The sequence below is a fragment of the Melittangium boletus DSM 14713 genome, from assembly GCF_002305855.1.
In the GTDB taxonomy this organism is placed as follows: domain Bacteria; phylum Myxococcota; class Myxococcia; order Myxococcales; family Myxococcaceae; genus Cystobacter; species Cystobacter boletus.
Map to the genome: position 1 here is coordinate 9348604 of NZ_CP022163.1, position 18029 is coordinate 9366632.

Below are 18029 nucleotides of genomic sequence, written 5' to 3' on the forward strand. Positions count from 1 at the left end.
ATGCTGTCGATCTTGGACGAACGTAAGGAAATACATGACTCCGCTCCCGACGTCTTCTTCCGCGAGACCATGTCGGGCGGACTGACGTTTGGAGTCACCGATCCCAAGCGGGGCGCCGCCGAGGGCCGGCGCACGCCCTTCACCTTCCACGCCACCATCCTCGTGGACGACGTGGTGGCCTTCATCGAGGAGCCGGAGCACACCGCCCGGCTCCTGGCCCGTGTCTCCTATCCGCACTTCGCCGAGGGCGTGATCGTGGACCGGGGACGCTTCAACCTGTTCCGGCCCGGGGATGCGCCGAGAACCCGGTTGATGACCTATGTCCTGCCCTTCGTGAACGAGGGCCGGGCGTTGTGCCTGTCAGGCACCAAGACCATCCATGACGATCGGGGATGGGACCTGTGGCACGACACCACCCGGCTCTATTGCCAGCTCCACGAGGGCGAGGACGAGCGCGGTCCAGTGGTGGGCGCGGGCATCCTCTCGCTGGGGGTCGGGGACGTGCTCAAGCTCATCGCGTCCATGGGCTCCTCCCTCCCCGGGCGGGACGGCCTCCAGGCGCGGCTGCGCTTTGGCCACTTCTTCCTCGGCGCGCTCTGGGATCTCTATGCGCCCAGGGCCCAGGCCTCCGAAACGAACGGGGTGTCCGCATGAGTCCAAGACGAGAGCATTTCGACGTCATCATCGTGGGGTCTGGCTTTGGCGGTTCGGTGATGGCCTGGCGTCTGGCCGAGGCGGGACTGCGCGTCTGCCTCCTGGAACGAGGCAAGGCCTATCCCCCCGGCTCGTTCCCGCGCAGCCCCTATGACATGCGCCGCAACTTCTGGGATCCCAGCGAGGGGCTGCATGGTCTCTTCAACATCTGGTCCTTCTCCGGGCTCGCCGGCGTGGTGTCGAGCGGGCTCGGAGGAGGCTCGCTCATCTACGCCAACGTGCTGCTGCGCAAGGACGAGAAGACCTTCATCCGGGAGGATCCCCATGACGGCGGTTATGAGTACTGGCCCGTCACCCGCGAGGATCTCGAGTCCCACTACGACGCCGTGGAGAAGATGCTCGGCGCCCAGCGCTATCCCTTCGACCAGGAGCCCTACCGGCACACCGCGAAGACGATCGCGATGAAGCTCGCCGCCGAGCGCCTGGGACGCCAGGACGACTGGGAACTGCCGCCGCTCGCGGTGACGTTCGGCAACCCGGGAGAGCCCCCCGTCCCCGGCGAGCCCATCCGCGAGCGCCACCCGAACCTGCACGGGCGCACCCGCCTGACGTGCCGGCTCTGTGGCGAATGCGACATCGGCTGCAACTACGGCAGCAAGAACACGCTCGACTACACGTACCTGTCGGCCGCCAAGCGCGCCGGAGCGGAGATTCGCGTGCGCAGCGACGTGCGCTCCTTCCGGCATGAGGGCGAGGGCTATGTCGTCGAGTACGTGGACCACTCCCGGGCCCAGGAGGGCGAGCGCCCCTCGCTGACCCGCTCGCGCCAGCCGTGCGAGGTCATCTCGGCGGACAAGCTCGTGCTGTCGGCGGGGACGTTCGGCACCACGTTCCTGATGTTCAAGAACCAGGGAGCCCTGCCGGGGCTCAGCACCCGGCTCGGCGCGCAGTTCAACGGAAACGGCGACATGCTGGCCTTCCTCTCCAAGTGCGTCCAGAAGGGCAAGCGGGGACGCGAGCCCCGCCTGCTCGATGGCGGCCATGGACCGGTCATCACCAGCACCATCCATGTCCGGGACGCGCTCGCGGGGGGCGAGGACCGTGAATTCAACCTCCAGGACGCGGGCCATCCGGAGTTCGTCAACTGGCTCCACGAGGGGCTCAACCAGTTCGCCATCCTGCGCCGCTTCGCCCGGCTGGGGATTCGGCTCGCCCAGGGGTGGTTGGGTTGGAGCAAGGACACCGACGTGAGCGCGGAGATCGCCAACGCGCTCGGCGACTGCGTGGGCTCCTCCAGTTCGATGCCGCTGCTCGCCATGGGCCGGGATCTGCCCAACGGACACATGTCCCTCAACGAGGACGGACTGCTCGCGATCGACTGGAAGATGCGAGGCGATGAGTCCTACTTCCGGCGCGTCCAGGGAGAGATGGCCCGGGTCGCCGAGGTGCTCGAGGGGAAGTTCATCCAGTATCCGCTCGGCGTCCTCAACCGCATCATCACCGTGCATCCGCTCGGGGGCTGCCCCATGGGCCGCTCCGTGGCCGAGGGCGTGGTGGACTCCCATGGCGAGGTCTTCAACCACCCCGGACTCTACGTGGCGGATGGTTCGGTGTTGCCGGGCCCCACGGGCGTCAACCCGAGCCTCACCATCGCGGCCCTGGCCGATCGTTTCGCCGATCACCTCATCGAGCACTCGCGCCGCCCCCCCCGCTCCCGCGCCCCCGTGCCCGAGGAGTCCATGGCCCTGCACTGACGGGCGAGGCGCCTCTCCTCACACGCTCGGAGAGGAGTCCCCCGAGGCGACCAGGCCCTCCTGCTCGGCCAACGTGCGCAGGTGCTCCTTGACGCGCTGGAACTGCTGGCGCAGCGCCGCCGCCCGGCGCTTGAGGGCCGCGGCCGGCAGCGGCTCCTCCCCCTCCGCCATCACCTTCGCCACGTCCTCCCACGACAAGCGTTGATCCACCCGGAGCGACAACAACAGCCGCTCCTGGGGATCCAGGCTCTCGCGCAGCGCGCGGAAGCGCTCCTTCACCGAGGTGCGCTGCCAGGGCCGGGTGTCCGAGCGCACGGCGAAGGGCTCCTCCGGCATCGCGGACATGCTCACGGGCTGCTCGCGGCGGACGGCGGGCGAGCGCATCACCTGGACGCACGCGTTGCGCGCCAGGCGGTACGCCCACGTGCGGAAGGAGCTCTCCCACCGGAAGCCCGGGAGCCCTCGCAGCAGGTTCTCGCTGAAGACGCTGAAGGCGTCGCGGCCCCGGTCGGGATCGTGGAGCATCGCCGTCATCAACCGCAGGATCTCCTGGCCATAGCCCTGCAGCGCCCGCTCCACGGCGCCCGCCACGTCCCCGCGCTCGCTCAGTCCCTGGATTTCCCGCTCCAACAGCTCCCGTTCATCCGCGTGCATGCCGTGCCTCTTCCTGGGTGATGGGCTCCCCACTGGAGTCCTCGGGGTTCGTGTCGTGCGGCGCCAGGAGCAACAGGGCGCGCCGCTCGAACCGCCCCGCGCCCTGCTCGTGTGCGATGCGCGCGGCGTTCTGGAGGAATTCGCGGGCCCGCGTCTCGTCGCCCAGGGCCCGCCACGCCTGCCCCCCGACGCGGTACAGCTCCGCCTCGTAGAAGCGCTCGTCCAGCGACTCCACCCATTGAAGGGCCGCGTTCACCGCGCGCAGGGACTCCTGGGGCTGCCCCCGCCGCAGGTGCACCTGCGCCAGCATGCCCACGTGGTAGGACAGCCCCCCGTTCAGGCCCGCCATGCGCCACCGGCTCAAGCCCAGGCGCATCTGCTCCAGCCCCACCTCGTTCAAGCCCAGCTCGGACAGCGCCCAGGCGCGCAGCAGGCCGGCCCACGTCACCCACTCCACCAGCAGGCGCACCCGGTGCTCGTGCGCGAGATCGAGGCTGGCCTCGGCCAGCGCCAGGGTCCCCCGCGCATCGCCGCGCATCTGACAGGCCACCGCCGCGTAGAGGAGCACGTAGGCGCGCGTCTGGGGATGGCCGATGCGCTCGGCGAGCGCGAGTGCGTCCTGACCCCGGCGCGGGGCGCCTTCCTCCTGGCCGATCACCGATTGGAGGACGGCGCTGTGGGCGAGCACCACCGTCGTGGGGTCCACCCAGTGCCGCACGGCCAGCCGCATGTGCTCCTCGAGGGGGAAGTCCGAGCACGCCAGGGCGCGATCCGCGTATTCGAGCGACTCGCGCATCCGCCCCCAGGTGAAGAGGATGGTGCACATCATGCGGTAGCCCAGGACGAGCAGCTCCTGGTTGCCCTGGCGCGAGCCCACGTCCACGAGCTGGGTGGCCAGGGCATAGGCCTCGCGGTACTCGCCGCGGGAGTAGGAGTAGGCGAAGGGGCCCCAGTAGGACATCTCCAGGGCCGACAGCGCGTCGCCCACGCGGGGGAACAGCTCGCGCACCCGGGCATAGGTGTGCTTCACCTCGGGAGCGCTCAAGCCACTCACCTGGGACAAGGGAATGCCCAGGGCGGAGAGCAACTGCAGCTCCTGCTGGGCGCGCTGGGGCGAATCGGGTTGGGCGTCGAGCAGCGTGAGCGCGTGCCGCAGGTGGTTGACGGCTTCCTGGTTGGCCGAGCGTTGCAGGGCACGCAACCCGGCGCGCCGCCAGTAGACGATGGCCTGCGCGGGGGCTCCGGCCTCGGTGTAGTGGTGGGCGAGCAACTCGGGCTGTGCCCCCACCACCTTGGGGAACAGCTCCTCCAGCGCCTGGGCGATCCGCCGGTGGTGGTGACGCCGGGGACCTCGGGGCAGGGACTGGTAGGCGGCCTCCTGGAAGAGCGCATGCCGGAACTGGTAGGAGACGCCCTCCTCCGTGTCCTCGCCATGCTGGAGCAGGCCCGCGGCCACCAGGGCCTCCAGATCCTCGCGCAGGGCGGCCGGCTCGCGCCGGGTCAACGGGGTCATCAACGCGCGCGTGAAGCCGCGGCCCACCACGGCGCACAGCTGGGCCAGGGTCTTGAGCCGCCCCGGCAGCGCGTCCAGCCGGGCCAGCAGCAATCCGTGCAGGGTGAGGGGCAGGGAGGGCACCACTCCACTGGCGGCCACCCGATGCGCCATCTCCTCCACGAAGAGGGGCACCCCATCCGTCTTCTCCACGAGCAGGCGGACCGTCTCCTCCGGCAGGCGCGTGCCGGCCGCCTCTCGCACCAGCCGGGCCGTGAGGGGCGCCGACAACCGCTCCAGCACCAGGTGGTGGAAGAGCAGCCCCTCGCCCCGGAGGCGGCGGCCGTCCGTGTCCCGGGTGCTGGCGAGGACGAGCACCCGTGCACGTCCCAACTGGGCCAGCACCGTGTCGATCAATTCCCAGGTGGAGGGATCCGCCCAGTGCAAGTCCTCCACGATGCCGAGCACGGGCTTCATGCGGGTCAGGTTCAGCAGCAGGGTCGTGAGCGCCTCGCGGGTGCGCTCCTTGTGCTGCTCCGGCGACAAGGGGAAGCGTGGCGCGGCGCCCTCCAGGGGAAGCGAGAGGAAGGCGGCGAGGAGATCCCGCTGCTCCGCGCCCAGGCCGAGTTCCGTCAGGCACGTCTCCAGCACGCGGCGGTTGTCCTGGGGCGAGCCCTCCGGATCCAACCGGAAGAGCCGCTGCAGCATCTCGATGAGGGGGTGGAAGGCGCTGTGGGTGAACTCGCTCCAGCATTGGCAGCGCAGGAGGATGCACGGAGCTTGGGATTGAGCGACCCGCTGACGGACTTCCTGGAGGAGTCGGGACTTGCCGAGGCCCGCCTCACCGGAGATCAACACGAAGGAGCCCCGGCCTTCCTGGGCCTCCCGCCAGAAGCCGAGCAGCCGCTCCAGCTCTTGCTCTCGGCCCACCAGGGGGGTGAGCGCCCCCGCGGCCAGCGTGCGATCGAAGCGGAACACCGCCTCGCGCGCGCGCTCCACCCGCCAGAGCACCATCGGCCGCGCGCCGGACAGTCCCTCGAAGGAGCGGGAGCCGAGCGTCCCCGCCTCGAAGGCCTGCTGCACCAGCGTGTGCGTGGCCTCGCTGAGGACCACGGTGCCGGGGCGGGCCTGCCGGGCGATCCACGCGGCGATGCGGGGAGCCTCGCCCTGGATGGTGGGGGCACGGCCGCGCAGCTCCGGAAGGCTGTCGTCCAACACCACCGTCTCCGTATGGAGGCCCACCTGGACGACGAGCTCCCCCGAGGACAGTTGGAGTCCCGCCGCCACGGCGTGCTCGGCGTCCTCCTCGTGCGCCACCGGGTAGCCGAAGCAGGCCAGCACCTCGTCGCCCATACAGGTGGTGATGGAGCCGCCATGGGCCTGGATGATCTCCGAGCAGCGCTTGTGGAAGGTGGCCTCCAGCTCGCCCAGGTCCTCGGGATCGGGCTCCTCGGTGAATCCCACCATGCCCACCAGGTGGCAGGATACCAGCGTCACCGACCGGCGCTGGGGCACCACCGCCCGGGGCTCCTCGCGCCAGGGCCCCAACCCATCCTCCATCCGGCGCAGCCGCTCCAGGAGCAGGGCGGCCGACGCGAGCCGCTTCTCCGGCGTCTTCTCCAGGAGCGAGGCCACCAGGGCATCCGCTTCCTCGGGCAGCTCCGGACAACGGATGCGCACCGAGGGCACCGGCTCGGGCGAGACAACCTGGGCGCGCAGCTCGTCCAGCCGGACGCTCGCGTAGGGCAGCTCCCCGCAGAGCAATTCGTACAGCAGGATGCCCGCGGACCAGAGATCGCTGCGGGCGTCCTGCTCGCCTCCCCGCCACTGTTCCGGGGACATGTAGGCCGGCGTGCCAGCCGTGGGCAGGAAGGCCGCGGCGGTGTCACTGGAAAGGCGAGACCAGGCGAGCCCGAAGTCGATCAGCTTCACGCGTCCCTGGGGACCGATGAAGACATTGCTGGGCTTGAGGTCGCGGTGGACGATGTGACGGCTGTGCGCGTGCGCCAGGCCGGCCGCCACGCCGCTCATGATCTCCAGGACGCGCCGCACCCCCAGCCGCCGCTCGCGCCGCAGCAGCGAGGCGAGCGATTCACCCTCCAGGCACTCCATGATGAGGAAGGGAATCCGTGGCTCCCACGGCGCCCCCACCCATTCGGACACGTCGAAGACCCGGATGATGTTCTCGTGATCGAGCCGCGCGATGGCCCGGGCCTCCTGCCGGAGCCGATCCAGGGACCAGTCGGAACCCGAGCCCTCCCGGGGCATGAAGAACTTGAGGGCCACCACGCGCTGCAACTCCGCGTCGCGCGCGCGGAACACCTGGCCCATGCCGCCTGCCCCCAACTCCGCGACGATCTCGAAGCGCTGCCCATCCGAGCCCCCCAGTCGCTCCCCGGTGGCTGGCTTGCGGAACAAGGTGGGCCCCTGGGCCAGGGCCTGCAGGAAGGAATCATCGAAATCCGAATCATCCCGCTCGGCGGACGGAGTCCGTGGATCAAGGTCCGAGGGAGTACTCCCGGTGGTGTCTGGGCTCCGATCAGCCATGCCCTACCCCCGCTCAAGGGCTTCCATTCGAGAAAAGGTATGGCCCCGCCGCGACGCGTGCCAGACCGCCCTCGGGGAAGGCTGGAGCACGGTCACCCAGGCGGGAGGAGAGGGCGACTAGTCGAACAAGCCCTGCAGGTAGAAGCGTCCATCCCGAGCGTCCCGGAATACCCACGCCTGCCCGATCCCCTCGAAGTGGACCCGGTAGTAGTCACGGCAGTACGGGCGCGCGTCCCACCAGTCACCGCTCAGACGCTCCGGACCCATCAACGCCACCACCCGGCGCCACCGTCCCCCGAGGTGCGCGGCCATCAACTCCCCCGCCTCCGACATCTCCACGTCGAGAGAGGCGGGACTGCCCAGCATCCGCGAGGGCCGCTCCCGAAGCACCTCCGGCACGGGCTCGGCGGCCACCACCGGTTGGAGCAATTCCCCTTCCAGACCCCGGCTCGCTGGCGGAGGACGGAAGGCACGCGCCGCGTACCCCGCCTCGGGGCGGTGCGAGTCCTCGAGCGCGGCCATGAAGAGCGACTCCTCGCCCAGGGCCGTCGCCAACCGGGAAAGCACCACCTCCAGCGCCGCGTCTCCCTCGGGGGCATCCCCCAGGGAGAGCTGCTGGCCTCCATCCTCGCAGTCCTCCTCCACCCGGAGGAGCAGCTCCGCCACCGGCCCCTCCAACCGCACGTCCGAGAGCCGGTGCCGCGTCAGCTCCAACAACATCTTCGCCTGCGCCGTGGGCCGGGCCAGCGTCAGCGGCACCACGGCCCGCCCGGAGGGATCCAACTTCAACGTCAGGCTCAACCGCACCGCGGCGCGGCTCCGGCCCCCCAACCGTCCACACAGCCGGTCCAACACCGTCTTGAGGGCGAACTGCAGGGGCTCCAGCGACTCGGCGGGCCACTCCAGCGTCAACCGCTCCTCGAGCACCTCCTCCAATACCTCCGCGAGGAACGGCGTCTCATCTCCTCCCCGGCAACGCGCATGCGCCCGCATCCCCACCGCGCCCCCCCGCGCCGTCACCGCCCCCACGGGCAGCGAGGCCACCTCGCCCAGCGTGCTCAACCCGAGCGCCACGAACGCCGTCTGCTCCGGGCCCTCCAGGGCGCTCAGCGGCAGCGGAGCCAGGGCCCGCGCGCCCTCCCCGTCCGGCACCACGTCCATGTGCCGGGCACCATGCCGGGCCAGGGCCCGCGCGGTGAACTTCTCCGAGGCCACCACCATCCGGCCCCGCCACCCCAGCTCCGAACATCGCTCCAGCACCTGGGCGCACAACCCCTCTTCCCCCTTCACCAGGTGGGCCGCCCCGGCGTCGAGCCACAAGCCATCCGGCTCCGACACCTGGAAGCCCGGCGCCAGGGCCATCAACATCTCGCCCAGGGCCACCAGCGCCCGCCGCTCCTCCTCGGGCCGGTAGGTGAAGTGGCGCAGCGTGGGCTCCAGGGCACTCGCCGCCGTGAGCGTCATCTCCGGACGCACGCCCGCCTTCAACGCGCTCGTGGACGCGCACGCCACCCGCTGCTGACCGCGCACCTCCTCCACCAGCACGAAGGGTTTGCCCGTCAGCTCCGACAGCTCGATCACCTTGCGCTGCACCGGAAAGCGCGGAAAGTGCAGATACCCCAGCCGCATGTGCCCCTCCCCTCGTCCCTCGCCTCAGTGCAGCGCCGGACTCGCGTCCAGGTGCGGACGCAACGACGGCAGGGGCGCGTCCCGGCCCGGGCGCTGACCCAGGATGCCGCGGTGCCCCTCGCGCGAGGACGGCTCACGCGGCAGCTCCGGCACCGTCATGGGCTCGGTCGGCAACAGCTCCGCCCCCCAGGGACACTCCCCCTCGGCCAGCTCCGGATAGAGCGCCCGCCACGGCACCAGGGCCCGCGACCCGAGTCCCCCCTGCCGGCTGCGCACCACCTCCACCGACAGACCCCGATCGCCCCGGGGCTCGGTGCGCAGCCGCAACATCCCATCCGCGGGGGCCTCGGGCGCCGTCAGGAGCAGCAACAGGGTGCCGCCCCTGCCCGCCGCGTCCAGGAGCCGCTTGCCCTCGGCGGGTGACAGGCGCACCCCCGCCTCTGCCCGCGCCGTCCCCGGAGGAGCCCGCGTCAGATCCAACACCACGCAAGCGAACGCACCGCTGCGCACGAGCTGCACCGCGGACCACGCGAGCTGTTCCGCCGTCCGGGGCCGGACGATGAGCAGCCGGGAGGGATCCACCCCCGCCGCCACCGCCGCGGGCGGGTAGAGCTCCCCGGCGCCATCCACGTAGGCACACAGCCGGCCTTCCCGGTGCGCCGAGGCCACGGCCCGCAGCGCGAGACTCGTGCGCCCCGAGGCCCGCTCGCCCCATAACTCCACCACCTGGCCCAGCGGCAACCCGCCCCCGGGAAGCAGTGCGTCGAACGCCTCCACCCCCGTCCTCAGCGCCGCGAGGTACTTCCTCGGCGCCGCCTGCAACCGGCGGATCTGCTCCCTCAACGCCTCCACCGTCACCGCCAGATTGCCCACCGTCGCACTCATCACGTCACCCGCCGCGCACAGGACCTGAAACGAGGTTCAGTATGCCGGGCGTTCTGACATGCGCCAGGAAATGTCGCCTGGAGGGCGGACGGACGGCCTGGAGCCCTCCGCCCCATACCCTGGGTGAAGACCTAGTTGGCGCAGAGCACCTTCACCTCGAGCTTCTGATCCGTCGGCCGCCGCGGGCACGAGGACTGGAAGTACAGGCGCGCGGCACGCCCCTCCTGGGCGGGCTCGTACGACAGCTCGCCCCCGGCCACGCTGCACGTCTGGGTCTGGCCGTCCTCGCGCGTCACCTGGACCTGGACGAGCCGGGCATCGGGCAGGTTCACCACCTCGATGCTCTGCGAGGAGCGGGCGAGCGAGGCGATGTTCACCAGGGTCTCCCGGTAGCTCGGGCGGCAGATGGAGTCCAGGTTCGCCAATCCCGAGTCGAACAGCTCCGCCATCTCGCGCTGGCGGTAGCCGGGCCCGTAGGACGTCGGGCAGTCGGCGTTGCGCACGAAGTTCCCATCCAGCACCTTCTCGGCGCGCTTGTCCGTCAGGCCCACGGGGCCGATGGTCGCCCACAGCACCTCGCGCGTGGCGCCCGTACCGTCCGTGAGGCTTCGGAAACGCTCATAATAGGAGCGCACCGGCGTCAGGCGCTCCGCCTGTTCGCTGCACAGGTCGTGCGAGGTGTCCAAGTCCAGGATCACCCCCGGCGGCCGCTCCGTGGAGCTGCAATCTTCCTCGTCGGAGACCACCACCACCAGGAGCCGGGCCCCGTCGCGGAGGAAGCCCGCCGTTCCCCCCTCCCGGACGTCCGTGGAGGACAGCGGCGGCGTGAGGGCCAGCCGGACCGCCTCGAAGGGCGACTCCTGGCCGCTGCCCTTGACGCCCTGCTTCACCAGGCGGCGGAACTTCTCCAGCAGCTCGGGATCCCCCCCCTCGATGAAACGCTCGCCGGTCAGCCGACCCTGGGCGTCGGGAACGGGCTGCAGCCTCCCCCCCTGATCGTTATAGAGGGAAAACTGCTCGCGGTTGCCGACGAGCGCGTGCAGATAGACCGACGTGGTGATGACCCCCACGCGAAAGTCCTGCGCCACCCCATCGTCCTTGCGCAGTTCCTCCAGGAACGCGGGCAGCTCGGTCGCGATCGCCGCCTGCTCCTCCGTCATCGAGCCCGAATTGTCGATGACGAAGAGCAGATCCGTCTTCTGCGCCGGGATGAGGGGGGCCTCGGCCTGGCAGCGGCCGGGCAGCGTGGAGCCGGGCGCATCCACGGGCGTGGTGCACGCCATGTGGCACAGGGTGGCGGCCAGCAGCGCGCTCGTACGGAAGGAGTGAACCATGAAATCTCCAGGGGAAGGCCGGCGAGCGTAGCGCGTGAGACGCCCGGCCAAGGGGGTTTTCCCACCGCCCGCCCCTCCGCTGAGAAGAGGACATAACCGTCCGGCAGCAGACGACCTTGGTGAAAAGTACAGGTCTCGTTTGCCATGTCCGTTTTGATTGCTACGTTGGGACAACCCCCTCAGAAGCTCGACCACAGAATTCTTTGACCGGCCCGCAAGCAGTCCGGCCGGGTTGCAAAATCGAGGCATCCCTACATGTCCGACGAAAAGAAGAAGGGCCCTTCCTCCGCAGCGGCGATGCCCGCCGCCATGGCCCCCCCGGGGATCATCAACAAGGAGGACATCCCGCAGGTCCTCCCGATCCTCCCCCTGCGCAACTCCGTGTTCTTCCCGGGCGGCGTGCTGCCGCTCGCGGTGGGCCGCCAGAAGACGATCGCCCTCATCAAGGACGCGGTGCGTGACGACCAGGTCATCGGCGTCGTCACCCAGCGCCGCGCCGAGGAGGAGGATCCCGGCGCGTCCGACCTCTACACGATGGGCACCGTCGCCCGCATCGTGAAGCTGCTCAAGATGGGCGAGGACAACTACTCGCTCGTCGTCCAGGGCCTGGCGCGCTTCCGCGTGCTGGATCTCGTGCAGGAGGCCCCCTACCTCAAGGCCCGCGTGGACGCCGTCGAGGACCGCACGGCCTCGGAGAACGTCGAGGTCGAGGCCCTGGGCATCAACCTCAAGAAGCTGGCGCGCGAGGTCATCGAGCTGATGCCCGAGCTGCCCGCGGCCGCCACCGAGCTGGTCGAGTCCATCACCCACCCCGGCCACCTGGCGGACCTCATCGCCGCCAACGTGGACGTGGACATCGGCGAGAAGCAGGCCGTCCTCGAGACGGTGGACCTCAAGGCCCGCATGAGCCTCGTGCTCGAGCTGCTCAACCGCAAGCGCGAGATCCTCAAGCTCAGCAACAAGATCGACTCCGCCGTCAAGGGCGAGATGTCCAAGACCCAGCGCGAGTACTACCTGCGCCAGCAGCTCAAGGCCATCAAGGAAGAGCTCGGCGAGATGGGCGAGGAGGAGGAGGAGCTCGACGAGCTCCAGGAGCGCCTCAAGAAGGCCGGCCTGCCCCCGGACGTGGAGAAGGTCGCCAACAAGGAGCTCAACCGCCTCAAGACGATTCCGGCGGCCTCCAGCGAGTACACCGTCGCGCGCACCTACCTCGATTGGATCGCCGACCTGCCCTGGGCCAAGCTCAGCGAGGACAACCTCGACATCGAGAACGCGCGCCAGACGCTGGAGAAGGACCACTACGGCATCAAGAAGGTCAAGAAGCGCATCCTCGAGTACCTGGCCGTGCGCAAGCTCAAGAACGACATGCGCGGCCCCATCCTGTGCCTCGTCGGTCCCCCGGGCGTCGGTAAGACGTCGCTCGGCCAGAGCATCGCCAAGGCCGTGGGCCGCAAGTTCGTGCGCCTGTCCCTGGGCGGCGTGCGCGACGAGGCGGAGATCCGTGGCCACCGGCGCACCTACGTCGGCGCGCTGCCGGGCCGCTTCATCCAGAGCATGAAGAAGGCCGGCATGAAGAACCCGGTCATGATGCTGGACGAAATCGACAAGCTCGGCGCGGACTTCCGCGGCGACCCGAGCGCGGCGCTCCTCGAGGTCCTCGACCCCGAGCAGAACAGCACGTTCAGCGACCACTACCTCGACGTGGCGTTCGACCTGTCCAAGGTCATGTTCATCGCCACCGCCAACCAGCTCGACCCCATCCCCGGCCCCTTGCGCGACCGCATGGAGATCATCGAGCTGACGGGCTACACCTTCGAGGAGAAGCAGAGCATCGCGCGCATCCACCTGGTGCCCAAGCAGCTCAAGGAGCACGGCCTGTCCGCGGATCACATCACCATCTCCGACGAGGCCCTGCTGGTGCTGACCACGGCCTACACCCGTGAGGCCGGTGTGCGTAACCTCGAGCGGCGCATCGCCGACATCTGCCGCGCGGTGGCGGTGGAAGTGGCGGGCGGCAAGACGGAGAAGCAGGACGTGGATGGCAACCGGGTGAAGGAGATCCTGGGGCCAGAGATGTTCTACTCGGAAGTCGCCGAGCGCACCGAGGTGCCGGGCGTGGCCACGGGCCTCGCGTGGACCGCGGCGGGTGGCGACCTGCTCTTCATCGAGGCGACGAAGATGGCGGGCAAGGGCGGCATGACGCTCACCGGCCAGCTCGGCGACGTGATGAAGGAGAGCGCCACGGCGGCGCTGAGCTACCTGCGCAGCAAGGCGGAGTCGCTCGGCATCAACGCCAACTTCCTGGAGAAGACGGACCTGCACCTGCACTTCCCGGCGGGCTCCATCCCCAAGGATGGCCCCTCCGCCGGCGTCACCATCCTCACCGCGCTCACCAGCCTGCTCACCGGCATCCGGGTGCGCGGCGACACGGCGATGACGGGCGAGGCCACGCTGCGCGGCCTGGTGCTGCCGGTGGGCGGCATCAAGGAGAAGGTGCTCGCGGCGCACCGCGCGGGCATCAAGCGCGTCATCCTCCCGGAGCGCTGCCGCAAGGACCTGCAGGACGTGCCGGAGCAGGCCCGCAAGGAGATCGAGTTCATCTTCGCCACGCGGATGGACGAGGTGCTGGCCGCGGCGCTGGAGACCTCGCCCTTCAAGGAGGGCGTGCCTCCCCAGCCCGAGACCGCCACCGAGTCCACCCCCGAGGTGCGCGCCTAGCGCGAGCCCGGAGTTGAGCCAGTCATGACACGGGCGGGCTCCCACCAGGGAGCCCGCCCGTTGTCTTTCCAGGGTGCGCTCAGGCCGCGGCGAGCTCGTAGATGAAGAAGCTCTGCAGGGACTTGTCCAGCTGCGGCGCCATGCAGTGCCTGGCCACCTGCCGGTAGCCATGCAGCGCCAGATCCTTCTCGACGATCAACGGCGACAGCTTCTGCTCGTCACTGGAGCTGGTGATCAGATCGTCGTGCGTGGCGCGCAGCTCGTACAGGGCCACGTCGACGTGATCGCGCTCCATCGCGTAGTCGATGACGTAGCGGTACCAGCGCCACAGGGCCTGCTGCCGCTGCTTCTCCAGCGTCCGGGCGGCCTCGGGAATCTCACCGCGCTTCTCATGCGCCTGGAGCTCGGCCTCGCTCGTCAACACGAAGCCCTTCACCACGCGGATGAGCTCGGCCCCCGCGATGCGCTCGGCGTCCGCGCTGCCGCAGTACTCGGGGCAGAACTCGTCGCCCAGGAGGAAGAGTCCCCCCTTCGTCAGCAGCGACCGGCCATGGGTCAGGTAGCTCTGCGGAAGGTGGTGGTGCGAGCCCCAGCTGATGAGGATGTCGATCGGCTCCTGGTACTCCTCGAACGGCTTGGAGAACACGCGCACGTCCGTGCCCTTGACCCGGCGCTTCAACGCCTCGAGGAGCGTCGCATCCGTCTCATGGGCGACGACATCGGCCCGGGGGTGGAGCCGGGAGAGCTGCCACGCCAGGTACCCACTGCCGCAGCCCACGTTGAAGATGCGCGGCGGGCGTCCCAGCTCGCGGCAGAAGGCCTCCACGCGCGCCAACATGCAAGCGTCGCCCTCGGCGATCTGGGGATGCCCGGAGCGCATGCGCAAGGTGATGTCCGACTGCGCCTCCTCGGGCGGTGCGACGAGCTGCCCACTCACAACCGCACCTCCTCCTTCTTGACGTTGACGATGGACGACGCCTCCACGGTCGCCACGAAGCGTCCCAGTCCGAAGCGGGGCTTGAGGACGACGTACAGGCCGTCGATCGCGCCTTCCGGCGTCATCACCGGGATGCCCTCCACGCCGTCGAAGAAGCGGGCGTTGTCCTGCGCGCGGCCCTTGATCTCCTCCGAGCCCGAGGCCAGCGTCGACTTGTCCTTGCGCAGCGTCAGGTTCTCGGTGACCCGGCGCGACATCTCTCCGATGAGGTGGCTCGTGGCCTGCTCGGCGCTCGACAGGTCCTCCAGGCCGGACACCAGGTTGAGGAAGGCCTGCTTGAGGCGCGACGGATCCTTCTCGTACTGGCTGAGCCGCTCCGCCTCCTTGAAGTAGTTATCCTTGCCGCAGCGCTGGTCGTAGAACACCGACACGAAGACGAGGAAGCGCAGGTAGGCCTGGCGGTAGCTCTTCTCGAAGAACGACTGGGCCTCCTGCTCGCTGACCTCGCCGCTCACCACGCTCGTGATGGCCGCGGCGGACAGCATGGCGCTCAGCATCGCCAGGTGCACGCCCGTCGACAGGAGCGGATCCAGGAAGCACGCCGCGTCACCGCACAGGAAGTAGCCGGGTCCGCAGAAGCTCTCCGCCGCGTACGAGTAGTCCGACTCCGTCTTCAGCCCGGTGACGAGCTTCGCCCCGGAGCAGACCCGCTGGATGAGCGGGCACGAGGCGATGGCGTCCTCGTAGATCTTGGCCGTGTCGGCCTCGCGCTTCTGCGCCTGGAAGGAGTCCTTGTGGACGACGACGCCCACGCTCGTCTTCCCTCCGCTCATGGGAATGGCCCAGATCCAGCCATCCGGGATGGACCCGACGGCGATCGCGCCATCCCGGTAGTCCGCGCCCTTCTGCGTGCCCTCCCAGTAGCCCCACACGGCGATGTTCTGGAACACCTTGTGGAACTGACGATTGCGCAGGTAGCGCGTCGACATCACGCCATGCCGGCCCGAGGCGTCGATCAGGTAGTCGAAGGAGATCTCCCCCGTCTGGCTCTCATCCCCGTGCACGGCCCAGACCGCCTTGACGGGACGGCCCTCCGCGTTGTTCTCGATGGACTTGACCTCCACGCCCTCGAAAACCCGGACGCCCTGCTCTTCCGAGTGCCGCAGGAGCAATTCGTCGAACTCCGACCGGTCCACCTGGAAGCTGTAGGTGTGCTGGCCCTGGAGCTCGCCGAAGTCGAGGCTCCACTTCTCACGGCCCCACTCCAGGTAGGCGCCCGGCTTCTTGACGAACCCCTTCGCCTCGATCTTCTGCCGGGCCCCGATGAGGTCCGCGATCTCCAGACACGACGGAAGGAGCGACTCGCCGATGTGATATCGCGGGAACATCTCGCGTTCGATGAGCGTGACCTCGACTCCGGCGCGCGCGAGGAACGACGCGGCGGTCGAGCCAGCGGGCCCACCACCAAGGACGAGGACTTTGGTCGACGCAGGGATGTTAAGCATTGTCACTCCTTGAACTCAGGTAATCCAACCATCCGTGAAACAATCCCAACCAGAAAAGAAGCGCCTCAGAGTACGACCGGGCAGTCCCTGAGCCAGTGATCCAGCTGGATCACGAGATCCAACCGGGTCTTCAGGACCGCCGCCCCAAAGGGGTGATCCGGCGAGACTTCTTCCGTCGTGAGCCGGCGGACCGCCTCGCGATCCAACAGCCCATGCACGGGCGACTGGTTGTCATTGACGATGTCGGCCACGCGCGCGCGGATCCCCTTCACATACGAGGGATCATGCAGGCTGGGGTACGCCGTCTTCCGGCGGGCGATGACGTCTTCCGGCAACAGATGGGACATGGCCTGGCGCAGGAGGCCCTTTTCCAGGTTCCCGGCGAACTTCATCGCGGGAGGCACGTTCCACATGTACTCGACCAACTGGTGATCACACAGCGGAACACGCACCTCCAGCGAGGCCGCCATGCTGATCCGATCCATGCGATCCAGCATGTACCGGAGGAAATGGTTGATGTTCAGGTAGAACATCTCCCGGACGCGCGCGTCGTGCGGAGACTCACCGGGCAGCTTCGGCACCTCGTTCAAGGTGCTCTGGTAGGTGTCCGCGAGGTACTCCTCGGCACGGACCTTCTTCGCGATGTCCGGCGCCAGGAGCGGCACGCCCAGGTTCTGGGCATGCGCCAGCCAGGGGAACGCGTTCAGGTTCAGGATCTGGGGCACGTAGAACCACGGGTGCCCACCGAAGATCTCGTCACCCGCCTCGCCCGACAACACCACCGTCGCGCCCGCCTGCTTCATCTTCCGGAACAGCAGGAGGGCGGAAATCTCCTTCTCACCGGAGACGGGGAGATCCCGGGCGCTCAGCGGCTCGTGGATGTGGCCGAGCAGATCCTCCGCCCCGAGCGTCACCGTGCGGTGATTCGTTCCGCAGATCTCGCTCACGCGCTTGGCCCAGGGCGTGTCCAGATCCCGGTGCATGAGGTCCGCCCTGAAATGCCGGGCCTCGTCGACGAAATCCACCGTGAAGGTGTCCAGCGCGGAGTTCTTGGTCGCGCGGTACTCCTTCGCCGCGATCGCCGTCACTCCGCTCGAGTCCAATCCGCCGGAGAGCATGGAGCAGACGTTCATGTCCGTCACCATCTGGCGGGTGACCACGTCCTCGAGCATCCCGCGGACCCGGCGCAACGTCGTCTCCGCGTCGTCCGTGTGCTCACGGCTCTCCAGCTTCCAGTACCGGCTGATCTTCAGCCCCTTGCGGCTGTACACCGCGAAGTGGCCGGGGCGGATCTCCTGGATGCCCCGGTAGACGCTCGCGCCCTGGGTCCGGACGAACCCGACCGTGAGCGCCTGCGCCAGGCCCTCGGCGCCCAGCTCGCGCTTGACCAGGGGGTTCTTGAAGAGCGCCTTCTCCTCCGAGCCAAACAGGAGCGCGCTGCCACGCTCGGCGTAGTACAGCGGCTTGACGCCCAGATGGTCGCGCGCGAGGAACAACTCCTGCCGCGCCTCATCCCAGATGCCGAACGCGAAGATGCCATTGAGCCGCTCGAGACAGGACGGGCCCCACTCCATGTAGGCGCGCAGCAACACTTCCGTGTCGGAGCGCGTCTCGAACGTGTGCCCCAGCGCCCGCAGGTCCCGGCTCAGATCCCGGAAGTTGTAGATCTCGCCGTTGAAGACGAGCGTATAGCTCCGCTCGCCCACGCGGCGGGTCATCGGCTGGACGCCGCCATGCGGATCGATGACGAACAAGCGCCGGTGGGCGAGCGCCGCGCGCGGGCTGAGCCAGATGCCACTGTCGTCGGGGCCTCGCAGCTGGAGCGACTCGGCCATGCCCTGCACCATGGCCCGCTGCTCCGACAGGTTCCGCTCCCAATCCACCCAGCCGATGATTCCACACATGATGAACGCCCACCCG

Annotated in this window: 11 protein-coding genes; 3 read left to right on the plus strand and 8 right to left on the minus strand. The window is 69.1% G+C overall.

The window, feature by feature from the left end; all coding sequences use genetic code 11:
- Together MEBOL_RS38520 and MEBOL_RS38525 are read left to right on the plus strand one after the other, a co-directional pair.
- Positions 1-654: a hypothetical protein gene (locus MEBOL_RS38520; protein ID WP_179956356.1), complete on the plus strand. Its 654-nt coding sequence runs from the start codon at positions 1-3 to the stop codon at positions 652-654.
- On the plus strand, positions 651-2408 hold the full coding sequence (locus MEBOL_RS38525) for a GMC oxidoreductase (RefSeq protein ID WP_095982077.1): 1758 nt from the start codon (positions 651-653) through the stop codon (positions 2406-2408). The genes MEBOL_RS38520 and MEBOL_RS38525 overlap by 4 nt, the downstream gene beginning before the upstream one ends.
- Before the next feature lie 18 nt (positions 2409-2426).
- Here MEBOL_RS38525 and MEBOL_RS38530 read toward each other — a convergent pair whose 3' ends face one another.
- The 5 genes from MEBOL_RS38530 to MEBOL_RS38550 all read right to left on the minus strand — a co-directional run bounded on the left by MEBOL_RS38530 (position 2427) and on the right by MEBOL_RS38550 (position 10949).
- The gene (locus tag MEBOL_RS38530; protein WP_095982078.1) at positions 2427-3062 is read right to left on the minus strand and encodes an RNA polymerase sigma factor; all 636 of its coding nucleotides are present in this window, start codon (positions 3060-3062) and stop codon (positions 2427-2429) included.
- Positions 3049-7101, minus strand: a complete 4053-nt coding sequence (locus tag MEBOL_RS38535; RefSeq protein WP_095982079.1) for a protein kinase domain-containing protein — start codon at positions 7099-7101, stop codon at positions 3049-3051. Before MEBOL_RS38535 ends, MEBOL_RS38530 begins: the two co-directional genes overlap by 14 nt.
- Before the next feature lie 117 nt (positions 7102-7218).
- Positions 7219-8730 carry a Y-family DNA polymerase gene (locus MEBOL_RS38540; protein WP_095982080.1) on the minus strand — a complete coding sequence of 504 codons (1512 nt, stop codon included), beginning with the start codon at positions 8728-8730 and terminating at the stop codon, positions 7219-7221.
- Between the two features lie 24 nt (positions 8731-8754).
- Complete coding sequence (locus MEBOL_RS38545) at positions 8755-9615, minus strand: P-loop NTPase family protein (protein ID WP_095982081.1); 861 nt, start codon at positions 9613-9615, stop codon at positions 8755-8757.
- A 131-nt stretch (positions 9616-9746) separates the two neighbouring features.
- Positions 9747-10949 carry a vWA domain-containing protein gene (locus tag MEBOL_RS38550; RefSeq protein WP_095982082.1) on the minus strand — a complete coding sequence of 401 codons (1203 nt, stop codon included), beginning with the start codon at positions 10947-10949 and terminating at the stop codon, positions 9747-9749.
- A gap of 255 nt (positions 10950-11204) precedes the next feature.
- On the opposite strand from MEBOL_RS38550, the gene lon reads away from it, so the two are divergent.
- A complete protein-coding gene (lon, locus tag MEBOL_RS38555) occupies positions 11205-13667 on the plus strand; it encodes an endopeptidase La (RefSeq protein ID WP_095982083.1) in 2463 nt (820 codons plus the stop codon).
- A gap of 79 nt (positions 13668-13746) precedes the next feature.
- Here lon and MEBOL_RS38560 read toward each other — a convergent pair whose 3' ends face one another.
- From MEBOL_RS38560 to asnB, 3 genes are all read right to left on the minus strand, one after another.
- Positions 13747-14604, minus strand: a complete 858-nt coding sequence (locus tag MEBOL_RS38560; protein ID WP_095982084.1) for a class I SAM-dependent methyltransferase — start codon at positions 14602-14604, stop codon at positions 13747-13749.
- The gene (locus MEBOL_RS38565; RefSeq protein ID WP_095982085.1) at positions 14601-16109 is read right to left on the minus strand and encodes an NAD(P)/FAD-dependent oxidoreductase; all 1509 of its coding nucleotides are present in this window, start codon (positions 16107-16109) and stop codon (positions 14601-14603) included. Before MEBOL_RS38565 ends, MEBOL_RS38560 begins: the two co-directional genes overlap by 4 nt.
- Positions 16110-16174: 65 nt before the next feature.
- On the minus strand, positions 16175-18013 hold the full coding sequence (gene asnB / locus MEBOL_RS38570; RefSeq protein WP_095982086.1) for an asparagine synthase (glutamine-hydrolyzing): 1839 nt from the start codon (positions 18011-18013) through the stop codon (positions 16175-16177).
- Positions 18014-18029 lie beyond the last annotated feature (16 nt).

Excerpts from the sequence above, each read along its gene's own strand:
- MEBOL_RS38525 (WP_095982077.1), top strand. The coding sequence starts at position 651 with ATGAGTCCAAGACGAGAGCATTTCGACGTCATCATCGTGGGGTCTGGC.
- MEBOL_RS38520 (WP_179956356.1), top strand. The coding sequence starts at position 1 with ATGCTGTCGATCTTGGACGAACGTAAGGAAATACATGACTCCGCTCCC.
- asnB (WP_095982086.1), bottom strand. The coding sequence starts at position 18,013 with ATGTGTGGAATCATCGGCTGGGTGGATTGGGAGCGGAACCTGTCGGAG.
- MEBOL_RS38530 (WP_095982078.1), bottom strand. The coding sequence starts at position 3,062 with ATGCACGCGGATGAACGGGAGCTGTTGGAGCGGGAAATCCAGGGACTG.
- MEBOL_RS38565 (WP_095982085.1), bottom strand. The coding sequence starts at position 16,109 with ATGCTTAACATCCCTGCGTCGACCAAAGTCCTCGTCCTTGGTGGTGGG.
- MEBOL_RS38550 (WP_095982082.1), bottom strand. The coding sequence starts at position 10,949 with ATGGTTCACTCCTTCCGTACGAGCGCGCTGCTGGCCGCCACCCTGTGC.
- lon (WP_095982083.1), top strand. The coding sequence starts at position 11,205 with ATGTCCGACGAAAAGAAGAAGGGCCCTTCCTCCGCAGCGGCGATGCCC.
- MEBOL_RS38545 (WP_095982081.1), bottom strand. The coding sequence starts at position 9,615 with ATGAGTGCGACGGTGGGCAATCTGGCGGTGACGGTGGAGGCGTTGAGG.
- MEBOL_RS38540 (WP_095982080.1), bottom strand. The coding sequence starts at position 8,730 with ATGCGGCTGGGGTATCTGCACTTTCCGCGCTTTCCGGTGCAGCGCAAG.
- MEBOL_RS38535 (WP_095982079.1), bottom strand. The coding sequence starts at position 7,101 with ATGGCTGATCGGAGCCCAGACACCACCGGGAGTACTCCCTCGGACCTT.